The organism is Confluentibacter citreus (assembly GCF_002807055.1).
GTDB classification, from domain to species: Bacteria; Bacteroidota; Bacteroidia; order Flavobacteriales; family Flavobacteriaceae; genus Confluentibacter; species Confluentibacter citreus.
Genome location: NZ_NIXN01000001.1, coordinates 231,815 through 250,074, shown reverse-complemented (window position 1 = coordinate 250,074; position 18,260 = coordinate 231,815). Strand labels below are relative to the sequence as shown.

Sequence of the window (18,260 nt, the reverse complement as noted above, 5' to 3'; positions counted from 1 at the left end):
ATGTTCAACGTAGAAAACATACGAAAAGATTTCCCCATACTTTCCAGAAAAGTAAATGGCAAACCTTTGGTGTATTTTGATAATGCGGCGACATCGCAAACCCCACAACAAGTCATTGATGCTATTGTAGACTATTATTCAAACTACAATGCCAATATCCATCGTGGTGTACATACATTAAGTCAAGAAGCTACCGACAAATATGAGCAGGCACGCAAAAAAATCCAAACACATTTTAATGCCAAATTTGCACACGAAATTATATTTACTTCGGGTACAACACATGGTATTAATTTAGTAGCAAACGGATTTTCAACATTATTAAAAAAAGATGATGAAATCATCGTTTCTGCTTTAGAACATCACAGTAATATTGTGCCCTGGCAAATGCTTTGTGAGCGGACTGGCGCGATATTGAAAGTGATTCCAATGAATTTGGATGGGGAATTGGTAATGAGCGAATATGATAAACTTCTATCAAAAAATACCAAACTTGTTTTTGTAAATCATATTTCAAACGCCTTAGGAACCATTAATCCTATTGAATATATTATTGAAAAAGCACATGAAGTTGGTGCTGCTGTGTTGGTTGATGGTGCACAAGCGTGTCCACATTTAAAACCAGACGTTCAAGCTTTGAATGTCGATTTTTACGTCGCTTCTGCTCATAAAATGTGCGGTCCAACGGGCGAAGGTATGTTGTACGGAAAAGAAAGTTGGTTGAAGAAATTACCCCCATACCAAGGTGGCGGTGAAATGATTGCCGAAGTCACTTTTGAAAAAACAACGTATGCTGAACTTCCCCATAAATTTGAAGCAGGAACCCCCAATATTTGTGGCGGTATTGCTTTTGGTGCAGCCATCGATTATATGAATGCCATTGGTTTTGATGCCATTGCTAAATATGAACACGAACTTCTAGAATACGCCACCAATAAATTATTGGACATTGAAGGCTTGAAAATCTACGGCACTTCAAAAAACAAAACCTCTGTGATTTCATTTAATTTAGAAGGTATTCACCCGTATGATGTTGGTACTATTTTAGATAAATTGGGCATTGCCGTTCGTACTGGCCATCATTGTGCACAACCTATCATGGATTATTTTAAAATTCCGGGAACTGTTCGAGCTTCATTCGCATTTTACAATACAAAAGCTGAAATTGATGCCTTGGTTGAAGGTGTGAAAAAAGCAAAAATGATGTTGGCGTAATATTTGGCTTCTTTTTTGGTATAGTCATTTAACACTAAAAACAATCCATGAAAATTATAATCATTTTATCGGTTTTAATCTCTTTAAATACTTGCTGTAATTCAAAAAATATGGCTATTAAAGAAACTAACTTAATGACTTTAAATGGCACTTATCAGGTAAAAACATTAGACAACAAAGAAGTTTCTGTAAATAATATTACCATAAATTTCAATAAAGAAGAGAACATTATTTCTGGTTTTTCAGGTTGTAACAGATTTTCTGGAACGTATTCTTTAGAAAATGGTTTATTAAAAGTGGGTCCTTTAGCTTCAACCAAAATGTTTTGCCAAGACACACATCAAATAGAATCTGAAATGCAACAGGTATTATCTAAAGCAAATGAAATATTGATAGAAGAAGATGGGATCTTGAAACTATTAAGTGACAAAAAAATCATTTTAATGGCTAGTAAAGAACAAGATAATAAATTGGTTTCATTTAATTATTCGGCAATGTCTAGAGGACGTTTTTTAGATATTAATGTCAATGATTCCCTTGTTTCCATCTCAAAAGACAGAGAAGCAAAACCTATTTCAAAAGCCATCAACAAAGAAAGTTGGAAGAAGCTTAATACACTTTTAGAAGCCATAGCCTTAGATAGTATTTCTAATTTAAAATCTCCCACCGAAGCACGTTTTTACGACGGCGCTTCCATAGGGACATTAAAAATCTCTAAAAACGGAATTGTTTATGAATCTTCCAACTTCGATCATGGAACACCACCTTTAGAAATAGAAGCGCTTGTTAAAGAAATACTATCATTATCAGAAAACGTTGAATAGATACATTTCATCTGTCTATCTTATTTTTTTAGAGGTCAGATGCAATGCCCTTTTAGACACTTAGGTTGAGTTTATAAATTTGTTAATGGGCATTTCTTATTGTATTTTTGTTTAAAATTATGATTGTGAGTATTGAAGACATACAAAAAGAACTGATTGATGAGTTTTCCATGTTTGAAGATTGGGAAGAACGTTATCAATACATGATAGATTTAGGTAAGGATTTACCATTAATTGAAGACCAATACAAAACCGATAGCAACATTATTAAAGGTTGCCAAAGTAAAGTCTGGGTTCATGCAGAAATGAAGAACGACAAATTGGTTTTTACTGCCGATAGTGATGCCATCATCACCAAAGGTATTATCGCTATTTTAATACGGGTATTTTCAAATCAGCATCCAAAAGATATTATTAATGCTGAAACCGATTTTATTGATAAAATAGGACTAAAAGAACATTTATCACCCACACGAGCCAATGGTTTAGTGAGTATGGTGAAACAACTTAAATTGTATGCGATTGCGTATCAAACACAAATGAAATGAGTTGAATCGTTTTTCGTTTGATTGTTTAAAGCATTTAAACGATTAAACAAATTAACAGTTAAACATTAAAAAAATGAGCGAACAAAATATAGAAGATAATAGTTTAGGCGATAAAATAGTTAGGGTTTTAAAAACGATTTACGATCCAGAAATTCCGGTAGATATTTACGAACTCGGATTGATTTACGATGTGTTCGTTAACGAAGATTCGGATGTGAAAATATTAATGACCTTAACAACGCCAAACTGCCCAGTAGCCGAAACCTTGCCTATGGAAGTTGAAGAAAAAATTAAATCCCTTGATGAAGTTCATAGTGCCGAAGTAGAAATAACGTTCGACCCACCATGGACACAAGATTTAATGAGCGAAGAAGCTAAGTTGGAATTGGGGATGCTTTAAATCAGTTTTAAGTAACAGTTAACAGTATTTCGGCTTAACGTCAAACAACTTAATACCATACATTTTTTGGAAGAAGACATCATAAATCGCGTAGCCAATAGCCAACTAGTAACCGTTGACTTAGAGGATTATTACCCTAAAGGCAGTCGTATTCTTTTTGATATTAAAGATTGGTTGCTTGAAGGTTTGGTATTGCGTGAAAAAGATTTTAGGGAACAGGTTTCCCAACATGATTGGTCGCAATATCAGGGTACTTACGTCGCTTTAACCTGTTCTACTGATGCCATTATTCCCGCTTGGGCGTTCATGCTCATTTCCATTCATTTACAGCCTTTTGCAAAAAAGACCATTATTGGCGATTTGGAATCCTTAGAAACGTCCATTTATCAAGATATCATCAATAATTTAGATGTTTCAGCGTTTCAAGATAAACCTTTAATCATTAAAGGATGCTCCAAAAAACCAGTTCCACAAAATGCGTATATCATGCTTTCAAATAAATTAAAACCTGTTGCAAAGTCTATCATGTACGGTGAAGCGTGTTCTTCTGTACCACTTTATAAAAGGAAATAAGTTCAACAAAATTTTTGGTAGTCACAATAAAAAATAATTCTTGCAGTTATATTTGATCAAATTTTATAAAATGATAAAAATGAAAAAAACACTATTATTATTCACTCTTTTTATCGGAATCATTCATGTTAACGCTCAAACTTTAGAAGAACTTAAAGAAACCTTATCCGTTCAAAAGGATTCTCTTAAATCCGCTCAAGGTCGTGTGGATGCTACCCAAGGAAAAATTGATGCGTTTCCAGGGTGGAAAAAAGGCGCTTTTGGTACTATTGGAGGAAGCATTTCAAATTTCAGTAATTGGTATGCACAAAAATCGCCTAACAATAGATCGGGAAATATTGGCTTTACCGTAAACGCATTTGCAAATTTGAATACAGATCTTTATTTCTGGAGAAATTCTGGAAATCTAAATTTATCTTGGGTTAAATTTAATGATAAAGACAATCCCAACGATAATACCCAATGGCGTGAGGCTAATGATGTTTTTAATGTATCTTCATTATATGGTATGAAATTAAGTGAAACGTTTGCTTTCTCAGGTTTAGGTGAATATAGAACTACCATTTTAAACAACTTTAATAACCCAGGTTATTTAGATGTAGGTGTAGGTGCAACTTATACACCTATTAAAGACTTGGTTATGGTGGTACATCCGTTAAACTACAATATGGTATTTAGCAGAAATGATGCTATTTTCCAATCGTCTTATGGGACAAAAATATTAATTGATTACACCAGACAAATTAATGAGATTAGCTTTAAAACCAATTTATCAATGTTCCATAGTTACAAGAGCAATAATTTATCTAATTGGACATGGAACAACTCTTTTGGTTATACCTTATGGGAAATGATTGGAGTTGGTTTTGATTTTGGTTTAAGAAATAACAAACAAGAAGCCTTAAAATATAACATTGATAATTTTGATGTTGCTAGTGCAGATCCTTTCCCAACATTTGATAATATTAACAACAAACTACAAATGTATTGGATGATTGGTTTGAATTATAAATTTTAATAAGTATCCATACAGATATAAATAAGGTGTTCTTTTAAGGGCGCCTTTTTTTATGCTTAATCATTTGATACGGTAAAATTGTATATTTGTTTTCTATAATTATTTATAGGTAGTTGTCAGGTAATAATTAATACATGAAAGGATATTTAGTTTTAATAGGGCTTATTGTTTGCGGTTACCTTACAGCACAAGAAAACAATACTAAGATTGTAGATTCTCTATATAAAGAAGATCAGTTTTATGCTGGGGTTACCTATAACCTTATTGGGAAGAAACCTAATGATCTTTCCCAAAACGGGTTTTCTTTAGGGTTTCATGCAGGGTTTATAAAAGACATGCCTATAAACAAAGAAAGGAATATAGCTATAGGTATTGGTTTAGGGTATTCTGCCAATTCTTTCAATCAAAATTTACTAATTGTAAAAGATGATATAGGCAATATTAATTACAGTATTATTGACGAAAGCATTGTAACATTCTCTAGAAACAAATTTTCTCAACATTTAATAGAACTTCCAATAGAATTTAGATGGCGGACATCAACTCCAACAGATTATAATTTCTGGCGCATTTACACAGGATTTAAAATAGGGTATGTATTTACTAATACAACAAAGTTTAGAGGGAGTTTAGGAGAATTTAAGCATAATAACATCGAAGACTTTAATAACCTCCAATACGGATTAACGGTAAGTATGGGCTATAACACATGGAACTTATATATGTATTATGCTTTAAACCCCATTTTTTCTAATGATGCTAAATTAAACGGCGAGACTATTGATATGAATGCCATAAAAATAGGATTGATGTTCTATGTTCTATAACCAATTATTAATAAGTAATAATTGAGGAACTATACCAACAAAAAAGCCGAAAATAAGCTCTTTATAAGTATGTGCTTTAAGATGTAATCTAGAAGTCGCTATGGCTCCTATGATAATGCTCATTAAAGCTAATATGCCATTAATGTTGATGCTAAAATGGATGCTTAAAGCTATAAAGAACATAAACAACCCCGAAATGGCAATCATGTGTATACTGGCTTTAAATTTGATAATTACCAGTATTAAACAGGTCAGGGTAGATATTAATATCCCTAAAAAGAAATAGTAAAGCTCCACAATTTCATGGACACTTATAACCCTTTGAAGAACTAATAGAACAATAAGGCAATTGATAGCCAAAGGAATAATGCGTTCTTTGGTAGTTTCAAGTTCTATTGAGTTTACCCTATCTAAGGTTTTCAATAAAAAATACAGTAGAATTGGCAAGACAATTGTTAAGATAAAAAGTGAGATTATCTTAGCATATATAATTTCTTGTGGAAAAAATTTCGGGGTAACTTTAAAATAAAAAAGAACCCCCAACAAGGGCATTATTAAAGGATGAAATATATACGAGATACTTTTTAAGACATAGTTTATCATATCTTTTTTCGTAATCGTGCTACAGGAATATCTAGTTGCTCTCGGTATTTGGCAACGGTGCGTCGGGCAATAGGGTAGCCCTTATCTTTTAAGATGACAGCTAATGTATCATCCGTTAATGGTTTTCTTTTATCTTCTTCTTCAAGAACTGTTTCAAGAATTTTTTTTATTTCCCTTGTGGACACATCTTCTCCTTGATCGTTTTTCATGGATTCTGAAAAGAAATCCTTTATAAGTTTAGTGCCATAAGGCGTATCTACATATTTACTGTTGGCAACTCTTGAAACTGTAGAAACGTCCATGGAAATTTCATCTGCTATATCTTTAAGAATCATAGGTCTTAGGTTGCGCTCGTCACCCGATAAAAAATATTCCGTTTGGTAATGCATAATGGCACTCATGGTTATAAATAACGTTTGTTGGCGTTGTTTTATAGCTTCGATAAACCATTTGGCGGCATCCAATTTTTGTTTGATGAATATCACGGCATCTTTTTGAGACTTCGATTTATCCTTAGAATCTTTATAGCCCTTCAGCATATCATTATATTCCCGAGACACATGAAGCTCAGGCGCATTTCTGCCATTAAGCGTTAATTCCAATTCGCCATCTACAATTTTTATAGCAAAATCTGGAACTACATGTTCTACAATTCTATTATTGCCAGAGTAGGAACCACCGGGTTTCGGATTTAAATGTTCAATTTCCCTAATGGCATCTTTTAGTTGAAGTTCGGTAATATCAAATTTTTGAATGAGCTTATCGTAATGCTTTTTAGTGAACTGATCGAAAGCATTATCTATTATTTCAATGGCTAATTCAACATCTGGATTTTTCTCTTTTCTATGTAATTGAATACTCAAGCACTCTTGAAGGTTTCGAGCCCCCACACCAGCAGGATCCAATTGATGAATAATTTTTAATACATGTTCAATATTCTCTTCAGTGGTGTAAATGTTTTGTGTGAATGCTAAATCATCCATAATATCTGTTACAGATCTACGGATGTATCCGCTTTCGTCCACATTACCAACTAAAAATTCTGCAATATTATATTCATCGTCAGTAAGCCTATAGGTGTTTAACTGGCTGATTAAGTGTTGTGTAAATGATGTTCCTGCAGCATAGGGCATGGTTTTTTCTTCATCATCACTACTATAATTATTTACTTGGGTTCTGTAATCTGGTATTTCATCATCACTTAAATACTCATCTACATTAATATCATCATTACCAATAGTTTCACTATCATTATACTCGTCTGAAGAATTATCTAAATCAGAATCATAATCATTTTCAACTTCTTCTGTCCCACCTTCTAATGCTGGGTTTTCTTCCAATTCTTGTTTTAGGCGTTGTTCAAATTCTTGTGTTGGCAACTGAATCAATTTCATTAATTGAATTTGCTGCGGAGATAGTTTTTGTGATAATTTAAATTGTAAATGTTGTTTAAGCATTTGTGTGATTTGGTTTAAGCTAAAAGTATAAAAATTATACCAACAAAGGGGATTTGCTAAGAATCTTTTATCTTAAATTAATATTAAAAATCAGCATTTTGAGGGGTTCTCGGGAATGGTATAACATCTCTAATATTGCCCATGCCTGTTGCAAACATGACTAAACGTTCAAATCCCAATCCGAAACCAGAGTGTACAGCAGTACCATATTTACGCAAATCTAAATACCACCATAAATCTTCTTCAGGAATATGAAGTGCTGCCATTTTTTTCTTGAGTACATCCAAACGTTCTTCCCGTTGGGCACCTCCTACAATTTCACCAATGCCTGGAAATAGAATGTCCATAGCCCTAACCGTTTTTTCGTCTTCATTCAAACGCATATAAAACGCTTTAATATTGGCTGGATAATCATATAAAATAACGGGGCATTTAAAGTGTTTTTCAACTAAAAAACGCTCGTGTTCACTCTGCAAATCGGCACCCCATTCATCAATAATATATTTGAATTTCTTTTTCTTGTTGGGGGTGCTTTCCCGTAAAATAGTAATGGCTTCCGTGTAACTTAAACGTGTAAAATTGTTTTCTGTTACAAAATTTAATTTTTCAATTAAACCCATGTCGTTTCTTTCGGCTTGTGGCTTGGCTTTTTCCTCGTCTAAAAGCCGCTGATTTAAAAAGTCTAAATCTTCACGATTGTTTTCTAAAACATATTTAATAACGTATTTTAAAAAACTTTCCGCTAAGTCCATATTACCTGCCAAATCCATAAAAGCGACTTCGGGTTCTATCATCCAGAATTCTGCTAGATGTCTAGATGTATTAGAGTTTTCGGCTCTAAATGTGGGTCCAAAAGTATATACTTTTCCTAAAGACATAGCGTAGGTTTCGGCTTCCAACTGGCCAGAAACCGTCAAATTGGTTTCTTTTCCGAAAAAATCTTGAGAATAGTCAATCTGCCCCTCTTTTGTAAGTGGTGGATTTTTAGCATCTAAACTACTTACGCGAAACATTTCTCCAGCACCTTCTGCATCACTTCCCGTGATTATTGGTGTGTGTACATAATAAAATCCATTCTCATTAAAGTACTTGTGAATGGCAAAGGAAAGTGCAGAACGCAAACGCATGATGGCACTAAATGTATTCGTTCTGGTGCGCAAATGGGCGTTTTCTCTTAAAAATTCAAACGAATGTTTTTTGGGTTGTATGGGATAGGTTTCAGGATCTGAATCTCCTAAAATTTCAATACTTTTTACATTAATTTCCACATTTTGCCCCTTGCCAAGACTTTCAACCAATTCGCCTTTTATATGAACCGCAGCGCCTGTAGTAATACGTTTTAAAATAGTTTCATCCGTATTTTCAAAGTCAACAACACATTGAATAGTGTTTATGGTAGAACCATCGTTTAAAGCAATAAATCTATTTGCCCTAAAGGTTCTTACCCAACCTTTAATATCTACTTCTGCATGTGTTATTTTTTGTGATAACAATTCTGAGACAGTACGTTTTTGCATGTGTATAAAATTTAAACGTAAATATAAAAAAGACTTTTGGCTTTCTAATCAGAATGACTGAAAAACGAGTACCAATAAAACATTATTAATGAAGGAATTTCTAATTAAAAGTTTGAGTTGTCATCTTCATCATCATCTTCTTCTGGAATGATGTTAATAGCAGGTTCTCTTAATACTTCTTTGTTGGCTATGCTTCTTTCTAAAGATAATAGTAAGGATGGTAGCAGCACTAAGTTTGATAACATGGCGAACAATAAGGTAGCCGAAACCAAAGCACCTAAAGCTACGGTGCCACCAAAACTTGAAATAGTAAATACGGAAAACCCAAAGAATAAAACGATGGAGGTGTAAAACATACTAACACCAGTTTCGCGCAAGGCACCATAAACCGATATTTTTATTTTCCAGTTGTTTGCTTGCAATTCTTGTCTGTATTTTGCCAAAAAGTGAATGGTATCATCAACCGAAATACCAAACGCAATACTAAACACCAAAATGGTTGACGGCTTTATTGGAACGCCTAAATAACCCATTAAACCAGCTGTAATTAATAAAGGCAATAAATTAGGTATGAGCGATACAATAATCATTCTAAAAGACCTGAACATAAATGCCATAAATAAGGATATTAACAAAATGGCAAGGGATAAAGAAATGATTAAATTATCGACCAAGTATTTAGTTCCTTTTTGAAAAACCAAAGCTTTTCCTGTCATGGTAACATTGTATCTTTCTTTTGGAAATACTTTATCTATTTTGGTCTGAAGGTCCTCTTCAATACGCTCCATTTTATCGGTGCCAACATCCTTCATAAAGGTTGTAATACGAGCGTATTGACCCGTGCTATCAACAAAATTATTAATCAGGTTGATGTTGGATGTTGAGTTTTTTGCGTACGATAAAATAAAACTATTTTCCTGTGATGTTGGCAGTTGATAATATAGCGGATTTCCGTTGTAATAAGCCTGTTTGGAATATTTAACCAACCCAACAACCGATATTGGTTTCGATAATTCAGGTATTTCAATAATTAATTCCTCCAACTCATTCATCCGCTTCAAGGTTGGCAGTTTCATAACACCATTTTTTTGTTTGGTGTCTACCATAATTTCCAAAGGCATAATACCATTAAACTCACGCTCAAAAAACCGAATGTCTTCAAAAAAATCAGCATTTTTAGGCATGTCCTCAATAAGGCTTCCAGAAATTTTTATTTTATAAATCCCAATAATGCTGACTATAAGTAAAATTACGGAGGTTCCATATATAGCGATGCGCCTGTGCTTTACTATTTGTTCAATCCAATCGACAAAACCACCAATCCATCGCTTATTTAAATGTTCTAAATGGCGATCCTTTGGGTAGGGTAAAAAAGAATAGATAATAGGAATGGTAAGTATGCACAATAGAAAAATACCAACAATGCTTAACGACGCCACAACACCAAATTCTTTTAACAATTTACTTTCGGTTAGTATGAAGGTTGCAAACCCCGAAGCAGTCGTTAAATTGGTCATTAATGTGGCATTCCCAATTTTTGTAATGACACGCTGTAATGATTTTACTTTATTGCCATGTAATTTAACTTCATGCTGGTATTTATTGATTAAAAAAATACAATTGGGAATGCCTATGACTATGATTAACGGCGGAATTAGCGCGGTTAAAACACTAATCTCATAGTCCAATAATCCTATTATTCCCAATGTCCACATAACACCAATACATACAACAATAAGAGATATGAATGTAGCCCTCAATGACCGAAAAAAGAAAAAGAATATTAGTGATGTTACCAATAATGCAGCAACAATAAACAGGCCAATTTCATCAACAATGTTTTGTGCGTTTAAGGTTCTTATATAAGGCATTCCAGAAATCCTCACATCTAGATTTGTAGTATTTTCAAAGATTTCTGTTTTTGGCAATAATACATTCGTGATAAAATCTTTTCTGGCAGATGTATTAACGATATCCTTTTTTAAATAGATGGCAGTGCGAACCGTTTTAGTTTTGTTGTTGAACAAGAAATTGTCATAGAAAGGATATTTATTAAACAGCTCGTCTTTTAGTGTTTCAATTTCTTTAGATGAGGAAATGGCATCTTTTATAAATGGACTTAAAGTAAATTTTTCATTGAGGGTATCTTTGACAAGTTTTTGTAAATCTTTAATGGAAATAACAGATTCTACAGCGTCATCCGTCTTAAAACTATCTGATAATGTATTCCAAGCATTTAATTTCTCAACAGAAAACAACGTGGAATCTTTAACCCCAATTACAATAAGGTTACCTTCTTCCCCAAAGGTTTTTAAGAAATCATCATAAGTAAGATTAACAGGGTGGTCATCTGGTAAAAGATTGGCTTCTGTGTAGGTGAAGCGCATGTGTTTCCATTGGGTACTGAATAAAACAGTGATGATTAAAATGCCAACAAGAATCGCAATTTTATTACGTAAAATAAGTCTCGCCGTAACTGACCAAAAATTTGTTGTAAAAAGCTTAAACATCTTTTAGTTTAAAGGTGGCAAAGGTAAAAAAAACAATGTATTATGCGATTAATTGATTTATAATGTTAAGTTAAATGTAAATTTAATAGCAACATTATCATCAATATTTGGTAAATGGTAAGCGCCATATCGGTAAGCAAAACTCAACCCAAAGCCGAAAAGTAGTTTATTAATTTCGAAACCAGATTCTGTGTATCCCTTTTCTAAAGTTCCAAAAGTGATGTTTTGATGTCTATCCATGTTGTCCATATCTCCAATAGCAAACCTGCTTATTAATACCAATTGAGGTTTATATTTTTCAGAAATATTGAAAGGTTTTAAAGCGTGTTTTACTTGAATGGTTGTAAATTTATCAGAAAAGAACTCATTAAAAAACATGGTTTCAAAACTACTTGTTCCTGCAACTGAAAATCGTCTTAAAATCTTTTCTTTGTTGATATTGTTAGGATAAGCGTGATATAAATGTGTTAATGGCGTATTGCCATTGGCCATGCCAGAAACTATGGTGATTTCAGAAAGGCTCTTGTTTTTGTGCTGTATTTGGTGAATGGTCTTGAATTCGAAATTAGAAAAATTAAAATCACCTTTAAAAACATCCTTAAAACTTTTGGTGTACTGAAATGTGAATTTAGGATAGCCGTCTTCCCCTTCTTTAATACCTTTTTCAGCAAGTTCAAACCTGCTAAATGGACTCCATTGTACGGCTATTTTTGCCATACTCAAATCGAATGAACTATAATTATCGCCATCTAAAGCAAACTCATAAGCGTAAGTTGGATTTATATCATTTATGGATAATTGAGTTTCCGTTAAGATATTCGGACTCAGTTGATATTCTAAAGAAACAGATCTTGAGATAATTTTATGGAACAAACTAATGTTTAACAGCCTAGGCTCAAAGAGTTGAAAGAAGCGTTTGTCGGTTAAAAAAGGATAGCTACCGGTTTCTTGTAAATCATCAGTATATGAAATATCCAGCCAAGTATTGGTTTTTTCAGCTATTCTGAAACCTGCGCCTATGCTATATTTAAACCTATGATCTTTGAAGCCATAAACAACATACGTGTTTATTCTAAATTTTTCTGAAAAAACATCGTTTGTTATGCCGCCCAAGCCTGTTCTTAAAGCTTCATATTGATTGTATTTAACCAAATATCTTAAATCAAAATTGAAGTATTTGGTTGGTAGATAACCATCTCCCAGTTGTTTTAAAAATTGTCTTTCTCTAATGGAATCTTGGGTTGGCTCCGTACTCGTTTCAGTTGTAGATTGGGCTCGCGCCAACCAAGAAAAAAGCAACAAAAAAGCGAGAGTACAGAATTTTGACATTAAAGTTGGTGTGTAAGGCAAATATATATAAAAGAAGCGATCCCGATAGCTATCGGGATCGCTTCCAAAATTATACGGTCATAATTTCTTTTTCTTTGAGCTCGAACATATCGTCAATTTTCTTAACGTATTTATCCGTCATTTGTTGTATGTCTATCTCTGCGTTCTTTTTAAGGTCTTCGGATATGTTTTCAGATTTTTTAATATCAGTGTTAGCATCTTTACGAGCACTTCTAACGCCAATTTTAGCATCTTCAGCCTCTGCCTTGGCTTGTTTGGCTAAATCACGACGGCGTTCTTCTGTTAAAGGAGGTACATTAATAATAATGGTTTCGCCATTATTCATAGGGTTAAAACCAAGATTGGCATACATGATGCCTCTTTCAATTTCTTGAAGCATGTTTCTTTCCCAAGGTTGAACAGTAATGGTTCTACCATCCGGAGTATTAACGTTGGCGACTTGATTTATGGGTGTTTGATTACCATAATAATTTACAAGCACACTTCCCAACATGGCAGGGCTAGCTTTTCCTGCTCTAATATTTACCAATTGCTTTTCTAAATGCCTAATAGCATTATCCATGGATTCTTTTGCAGTATCTAGTATAAATTCTATTTCCTCGTTCATTGTTTAAACTTTAATGGTAAGTTATTGTTCAAAAAATTATGTCAAATTCTATATGTTTACTTCGGTACCTACTTTTTCTCCAGAAACAACTTTTAAAAGGTTTCCTTTTTTATTCATATCGAATACGATAATAGGTAAATTATTTTCTTGACTAAGTGTAAATGCTGTGGTATCCATAACTTTCAATCCTTTTTTCAAAACTTCATCAAAAGATATAAAATTAAATTTGATAGCGGTGCTATCTTTCTCAGGATCTGCATTGTAAATACCATCAACTCTGGTACCCTTTAAAATAACGTCAGCTTCAATTTCTATAGCTCTTAAAACAGCAGCGGAATCTGTAGTGAAATAAGGATTTCCTGTACCTCCACCAAAAATAACCACACGCCCTTTTTCTAAGTGGCGAATCGCTCTTCTTCGGATAAACGGCTCTGCCACTTCATTTATTTTTATGGCAGATTGCAACCTTGTTTGCATGCCAGCATTTTCTAAAGCACTTTGTAAAGCCAATCCATTTATAACGGTTGCCAACATACCCATATGATCACCTTGAACACGATCCATACCTTTGCTCGCTCCAGAAACACCTCTAAATATGTTTCCACCACCGATGACTATGGCGACTTCAACACCTTTGTCTGTGATGGTTTTAATATCTTCAGCGTATTCTGCTAAACGCTCGGGATCTATACCGTATTGGCGATTTCCCATAAGGGCTTCACCAGATAACTTAAGAAGGATTCTTTTGTATTTCATTGTTGCTTTTGAAAGTTTAGCAAAGCTACATAAAAATTTTATTTTATAAATTTATATAAAAACTGAATTGCATAAAAAAAGCCTCTCTATTTCTAGAAAGGCTTTTTAATATTATTTGTACTCTATTTTATCCTAAAGACACACGTTTAAAACCTGTAATAGCAACATCTCCGTAAGATGCTACATATTTAGCAACATTTATTTTATCGTCTTTAATAAAGTTTTGATCTAATAAACATTGTTCTTGGTCTAAAGTCGTATTATCCGAAATAAAACGATCAATTTTACCTGGTAAAATTCTATCCCAAATTTGTTCTGGTTTACCTTCTGCTTTCAATTCTGCTTTGGCAGCTTCTTCAGCTTTAGCTAACACTTCAGGTGTTAATTGAGCCATAGAAATGTATTGAGGTACATTTTTTAATGTTTTGCCTAAACGTGCTGATTCTTCATTTTCTTTTTCGATAACGGCGATTCTAGCCTCCAGTTCTGAAGCGATAAAAGCAGGATCAAAATCTTTATAAGATAACGTCGTAGCGCCCATAGATGCTATTTGCATAGCAACATCTTTAGCCAAGGTTTCTGCATTTTTAACATTAGCAGATAAACCTACTAAAGCCGCAATTTTGTTAATGTGAACATAGCTACCAACATAAGGCGCTTCTAATTTTTCAAAAGCATTGATTTCTAATTTTTCACCAATAACGCCAGTTTGTTCAACTAATTTCTCTGCAACGGTCATGCCTCCAAAATCAGCAGCCAAAAATTCTTCTTTGGTATTGTAGTTAAAAGCCAAATCTGCTAATTGATTTGCCAATGCCACAAAGTTTTCATTTTTACCAACAAAGTCGGTTTCGCAACCTAAAACAATAGCTACGCCTACAGTATTGTCTGCATTCACTTTTGCGATGGCAGCACCTTCAGACGACTCACGATCGGCTCTATTTGCAGCAACTTTTTGTCCTTTTTTACGTAAAACGTCAATCGCTTTGTCAAAATCACCTTCAGCTTCCACTAAGGCTTTTTTGCAATCCATCATACCGGCACCGGTAGTTTGTCTTAATCTGTTTACTTCTGCTGCTGTTATTTGTACTTTAGCTTCCATGTTCTTTTAAAATTTAAAAAGTCGTTCAATAAATTTCCAACAAAGAAAATAACTAAACGACTTATTTATGTTGTATTAATGTTATTTATTCTTCTTCGTCTGCTGCAACTTTAATAGAGGTTGCTTTAGATGTTGTTTTTGTTACGATTTCTTCAGAATCCTCAGAATCCTCAAAACCATCTTTTTCAGCTTTACGATCTGCTAAACCATTAGCGATAGCAGAAGTTACGTATGATAGAACTTTATCAATAGATTTAGAAGCGTCATCATTTGCAGGTATTACATAATCAACTTGACGTGGATCGGAGTTGGTATCAACCATTGCAAATATTGGAATGTTTAATTTTTGAGCTTCTTTTATCGCGATGTGTTCACGTTTTATGTCCACAACAAATAAAGCACCTGGTAAACGAGTCATATCTGCTATAGAACCTAAGTTTTTCTCTAACTTAGCTCTTAAACGATCAACTTGCAAACGTTCTTTTTTAGATAATGTCATGAAAGTACCGTCTTTCTTCATTCTATCGATGGAAGCCATTTTTTTAACAGCTTTTCTAATAGTAACAAAGTTAGTTAGCATACCACCAGGCCATCTTTCTGTAATGTAAGGCATGTTGATAGCGCCTGCTTTTTCAGCAACAATATCTTTTGCTTGTTTTTTTGTTGCAACGAATAAAATTTTACGGCCAGAATTAGCAATTTTGCTTAACGCGTCGCTTGCTTCTTCAATTTTTACCGCTGTTTTATAAAGGTTAATGATATGGATACCGTTGCGTTCCATATATACGTAAGGAGCCATGTTTGGATCCCACTTACGTGTAAGGTGACCGAAGTGTACACCTGCTTCAAGTAATTCTTTTACTTCTACTGCCATGTTTGTGATAGTTTACGTTCTGTTGATTAGCAATGTTCCATTTAGCTTTTGGCTGTTGGCTTCATTTAGATGCTTAACTAAATCCTGACTTTTAAGGTCATGGACAACAATAACTGGTTTTTTAAATGCTGAACTCGTTTCAGCAACTTTTTAATTGAACAAGATTCAGTATCTGATGAAACAGATCCTGAAACAGGTTCAGGATTTTAACGTTTAGAGAACTGGAATTTTTTACGCGCTTTTTTCTGTCCGAATTTTTTACGCTCAACCATTCTTGGGTCTCTAGTTAATAAACCTTCTGGTTTAAGAGTCAATCTGTTTTCTGCATCTACTTCGCACATAGCACGAGAGATCGCTAAACGAACAGCTTCTGCTTGACCAGTAATACCGCCACCTAATACACTCACTTTAATATCAAAGTTACCTTCGTTATTAGTCATTGCTAATGGTTGGTTAACTTTGTACTGTAAAGTAGATGTTGTAAAGTAAGCGTTTAATTCCTTTTTGTTAACTGTGATGTTACCACTTCCTGGGGCAACATATACACGAGCAACCGCCGTTTTTCTACGGCCAATTTTGTGAATTACTTCCATTACTTGAATTCGTTTAAGTTAATTGTTTTTGGTTTTTGTGCAGCATGGGTATGTGCAGAACCAACAACAACATTTAAATTACGGAATAAATCTGCTCCTAATTTGTTTTTAGGTAACATCCCTTTTACCGATTTTTCTACAACCCTTGCTGGATCTTTTCCAAACAATTCTGTAGCTGTTAAACTTCTTTGACCACCTGGATACCCTGTGTGACGAATGTATGTTTTATCATTCCACTTGTTTCCCGTTAAGTTGACTTTTTCTGAGTTGATAACAATTACGTTATCACCACAATCAACGTGTGGTGTGAAGCTAGGTTTGTGCTTACCTCTTAATAGTTTTGCAACTTTTGAAGCTAAGCGACCCAAAGATTGACCATCAGCATCAACTAAAACCCACTGCTTATCTGCAGTAGCTTTATTGGCTGAAATCGTTTTGTAGCTTAATGTGTCCACGTTATTAATTTTTTCTTATTAAACATTCCTCTCTCAAAAAGAGTTTGCAAATTTACAATTATATATTTGATTACCAAATACAGACGAATATTATTTATAGTTAATTTATTGGTTGATTTTCAAAGGGTTTTTTATAGATGCTGAAAATAGGATGAGAATTTTATAGATGAAGTTATAATGGCTTTATCGCTTTAGAAAGAACAGCTTATAATTGTTTGTTTTTCTTCATAGTTTAAGTTAAAAAGGTAAATCATCATGTTCGTCATCTATTTTTGTAGGTTTAGGAAACTTTGTTTTAAAATATGAATTTAAAAAAAGGCCAACGGTTGTAACTGAATTAACAACAAAATATGTAAAAACGGTATCATTTATTAAGTAATCATCCTTAGTTTTTCCATGAAAATCGGTTTTCTCACTTCTTAATTTTTCTATTGATTGGCTAATTGATAAAAGAGAACTTCCAATAGTTTTTATTTCTATTGGATGATCGTTATCTAAAATATTAAATTCTTTTAAAATTATTGAAGTCAGCTTATATAGAGTTTCATTTCCTTTTACCTTACTATTGATTCGTTCATCTTTTAATATTTCTTTTATTATACTTTCCAATGCTGAATTTGCCAAACCAACCGCAAGACTTGGGTCAGTCTCTATTTGTTTGAAAGCTTTTGTGAAAGTGTCATAAGCTGTTTTAAAATCAGATTTTAATTCATTTTTGAATGTCGGAATCATAGGAATAAAATCTGGTGTATCAACACCCATTTCAATAGCTACTTTCAATAAATCATTTCCAGACATAGAGTGTAGCGTCCGTAATAGGTCAATATCTCCGCTGTCTTTTAGGTATATCTGAAAATTCTCCCAATTATTATTCCATTGGTCAGACTCGTGCCATTTATCAATGTATATGCTTACTTCTTTATATGATTTATATTCTTCCCAAATAGCATCATGAACTGATTTCACAAGTTTCATTTGGTATTTTCTTGAAATTAGATCGTTCATTTAAAATAAATCTTCAATTTTTCTAT

Annotated in this window: 19 protein-coding genes; 7 read left to right on the top strand and 12 right to left on the bottom strand. The window is 33.6% G+C overall.

Annotated features, from left to right (window positions below; genetic code table 11):
* From CDH49_RS01060 to CDH49_RS01030, 7 genes are all read left to right on the top strand, one after another.
* A complete protein-coding gene (locus tag CDH49_RS01060) occupies nt 1-1,215 on the top strand; it encodes an aminotransferase class V-fold PLP-dependent enzyme (RefSeq protein WP_100613462.1) in 1,215 nt (404 codons plus the stop codon).
* A gap of 47 nt (nt 1,216-1,262) precedes the next feature.
* Nucleotides 1,263-2,039 (top strand): META domain-containing protein, encoded by a 777-nt coding sequence (locus CDH49_RS01055; RefSeq protein ID WP_100613461.1) that lies wholly within the window; start codon nt 1,263-1,265, stop codon nt 2,037-2,039.
* Between the two features lie 125 nt (nt 2,040-2,164).
* Nucleotides 2,165-2,587, top strand: a complete 423-nt coding sequence (locus CDH49_RS01050) for a SufE family protein (protein ID WP_100614436.1) — start codon at nt 2,165-2,167, stop codon at nt 2,585-2,587.
* A gap of 73 nt (nt 2,588-2,660) precedes the next feature.
* On the top strand, nt 2,661-2,987 hold the full coding sequence (locus CDH49_RS01045; protein WP_100613460.1) for an SUF system Fe-S cluster assembly protein: 327 nt from the start codon (nt 2,661-2,663) through the stop codon (nt 2,985-2,987).
* Nucleotides 2,988-3,053: 66 nt separating this feature from the next.
* Nucleotides 3,054-3,560 carry a DUF2480 family protein gene (locus tag CDH49_RS01040; protein WP_100613459.1) on the top strand — a complete coding sequence of 169 codons (507 nt, stop codon included), beginning with the start codon at nt 3,054-3,056 and terminating at the stop codon, nt 3,558-3,560.
* A gap of 79 nt (nt 3,561-3,639) precedes the next feature.
* On the top strand, nt 3,640-4,578 hold the full coding sequence (locus CDH49_RS01035; protein WP_100614435.1) for a DUF3078 domain-containing protein: 939 nt from the start codon (nt 3,640-3,642) through the stop codon (nt 4,576-4,578).
* 134 nt (nt 4,579-4,712) lie between these two features.
* Nucleotides 4,713-5,405 carry a porin family protein gene (locus CDH49_RS01030; RefSeq protein WP_100613458.1) on the top strand — a complete coding sequence of 231 codons (693 nt, stop codon included), beginning with the start codon at nt 4,713-4,715 and terminating at the stop codon, nt 5,403-5,405.
* Here the strand turns inward: CDH49_RS01030 and CDH49_RS01025 are convergent.
* The 12 genes from CDH49_RS01025 to CDH49_RS00970 all read right to left on the bottom strand — a co-directional run bounded on the left by CDH49_RS01025 (nt 5,400) and on the right by CDH49_RS00970 (nt 18,234).
* Complete coding sequence (locus tag CDH49_RS01025) at nt 5,400-5,852, bottom strand: hypothetical protein (protein ID WP_239970535.1); 453 nt, start codon at nt 5,850-5,852, stop codon at nt 5,400-5,402. The genes CDH49_RS01030 and CDH49_RS01025 overlap by 6 nt on opposite strands.
* 152 nt (nt 5,853-6,004) lie before the next feature.
* On the bottom strand, nt 6,005-7,465 hold the full coding sequence (rpoN, locus tag CDH49_RS01020) for an RNA polymerase factor sigma-54 (RefSeq protein WP_100613456.1): 1,461 nt from the start codon (nt 7,463-7,465) through the stop codon (nt 6,005-6,007).
* Nucleotides 7,466-7,548: 83 nt separating this feature from the next.
* Entirely contained in the window at nt 7,549-8,982 is a 1,434-nt protein-coding gene (gene asnS / locus CDH49_RS01015; protein ID WP_100613455.1) for an asparagine--tRNA ligase, read from the bottom strand.
* A gap of 104 nt (nt 8,983-9,086) precedes the next feature.
* Nucleotides 9,087-11,492, bottom strand: coding sequence for an efflux RND transporter permease subunit (locus CDH49_RS01010; RefSeq protein ID WP_100613454.1), 2,406 nt, complete (start codon nt 11,490-11,492; stop codon nt 9,087-9,089).
* A gap of 57 nt (nt 11,493-11,549) precedes the next feature.
* Nucleotides 11,550-12,821, bottom strand: coding sequence for a hypothetical protein (locus tag CDH49_RS01005; protein WP_100613453.1), 1,272 nt, complete (start codon nt 12,819-12,821; stop codon nt 11,550-11,552).
* A gap of 70 nt (nt 12,822-12,891) precedes the next feature.
* Nucleotides 12,892-13,449, bottom strand: a complete 558-nt coding sequence (frr, locus tag CDH49_RS01000) for a ribosome recycling factor (RefSeq protein WP_100613452.1) — start codon at nt 13,447-13,449, stop codon at nt 12,892-12,894.
* Between the two features lie 48 nt (nt 13,450-13,497).
* Nucleotides 13,498-14,205 (bottom strand): UMP kinase, encoded by a 708-nt coding sequence (gene pyrH, locus CDH49_RS00995; RefSeq protein ID WP_100613451.1) that lies wholly within the window; start codon nt 14,203-14,205, stop codon nt 13,498-13,500.
* Nucleotides 14,206-14,332: 127 nt separating this feature from the next.
* Nucleotides 14,333-15,307: a translation elongation factor Ts gene (gene tsf, locus CDH49_RS00990; RefSeq protein ID WP_100613450.1), complete on the bottom strand. Its 975-nt coding sequence runs from the start codon at nt 15,305-15,307 to the stop codon at nt 14,333-14,335.
* Nucleotides 15,308-15,392: 85 nt separating this feature from the next.
* Nucleotides 15,393-16,181 (bottom strand): 30S ribosomal protein S2, encoded by a 789-nt coding sequence (gene rpsB, locus CDH49_RS00985; protein ID WP_100613449.1) that lies wholly within the window; start codon nt 16,179-16,181, stop codon nt 15,393-15,395.
* A 206-nt stretch (nt 16,182-16,387) separates the two neighbouring features.
* On the bottom strand, nt 16,388-16,774 hold the full coding sequence (rpsI, locus tag CDH49_RS00980; RefSeq protein WP_100613448.1) for a 30S ribosomal protein S9: 387 nt from the start codon (nt 16,772-16,774) through the stop codon (nt 16,388-16,390).
* Nucleotides 16,774-17,229: a 50S ribosomal protein L13 gene (gene rplM / locus CDH49_RS00975; protein WP_100611085.1), complete on the bottom strand. Its 456-nt coding sequence runs from the start codon at nt 17,227-17,229 to the stop codon at nt 16,774-16,776. The genes rpsI and rplM overlap by 1 nt, the downstream gene beginning before the upstream one ends.
* Nucleotides 17,230-17,466: 237 nt before the next feature.
* Nucleotides 17,467-18,234: an abortive infection family protein gene (locus tag CDH49_RS00970; protein ID WP_100613447.1), complete on the bottom strand. Its 768-nt coding sequence runs from the start codon at nt 18,232-18,234 to the stop codon at nt 17,467-17,469.
* Between the last annotated feature and the right edge of the window lie 26 nt (nt 18,235-18,260).

Coding starts and splice junctions, on each gene's coding strand:
- CDH49_RS01060 (WP_100613462.1), top strand. CDS start 1: ATGTTCAACGTAGAAAACATACGAAAAGATTTCCCCATACTTTCCAGA.
- CDH49_RS01055 (WP_100613461.1), top strand. CDS start 1,263: ATGAAAATTATAATCATTTTATCGGTTTTAATCTCTTTAAATACTTGC.
- CDH49_RS01045 (WP_100613460.1), top strand. CDS start 2,661: ATGAGCGAACAAAATATAGAAGATAATAGTTTAGGCGATAAAATAGTT.
- CDH49_RS01035 (WP_100614435.1), top strand. CDS start 3,640: ATGAAAAAAACACTATTATTATTCACTCTTTTTATCGGAATCATTCAT.
- CDH49_RS01030 (WP_100613458.1), top strand. CDS start 4,713: ATGAAAGGATATTTAGTTTTAATAGGGCTTATTGTTTGCGGTTACCTT.
- rpoN (WP_100613456.1), bottom strand. CDS start 7,465: ATGCTTAAACAACATTTACAATTTAAATTATCACAAAAACTATCTCCG.
- asnS (WP_100613455.1), bottom strand. CDS start 8,982: ATGCAAAAACGTACTGTCTCAGAATTGTTATCACAAAAAATAACACAT.
- CDH49_RS01010 (WP_100613454.1), bottom strand. CDS start 11,492: ATGTTTAAGCTTTTTACAACAAATTTTTGGTCAGTTACGGCGAGACTT.
- CDH49_RS01005 (WP_100613453.1), bottom strand. CDS start 12,821: ATGTCAAAATTCTGTACTCTCGCTTTTTTGTTGCTTTTTTCTTGGTTG.
- frr (WP_100613452.1), bottom strand. CDS start 13,449: ATGAACGAGGAAATAGAATTTATACTAGATACTGCAAAAGAATCCATG.
- pyrH (WP_100613451.1), bottom strand. CDS start 14,205: ATGAAATACAAAAGAATCCTTCTTAAGTTATCTGGTGAAGCCCTTATG.
- tsf (WP_100613450.1), bottom strand. CDS start 15,307: ATGGAAGCTAAAGTACAAATAACAGCAGCAGAAGTAAACAGATTAAGA.
- rpsB (WP_100613449.1), bottom strand. CDS start 16,181: ATGGCAGTAGAAGTAAAAGAATTACTTGAAGCAGGTGTACACTTCGGT.
- rpsI (WP_100613448.1), bottom strand. CDS start 16,774: ATGGAAGTAATTCACAAAATTGGCCGTAGAAAAACGGCGGTTGCTCGT.
- CDH49_RS00970 (WP_100613447.1), bottom strand. CDS start 18,234: ATGAACGATCTAATTTCAAGAAAATACCAAATGAAACTTGTGAAATCA.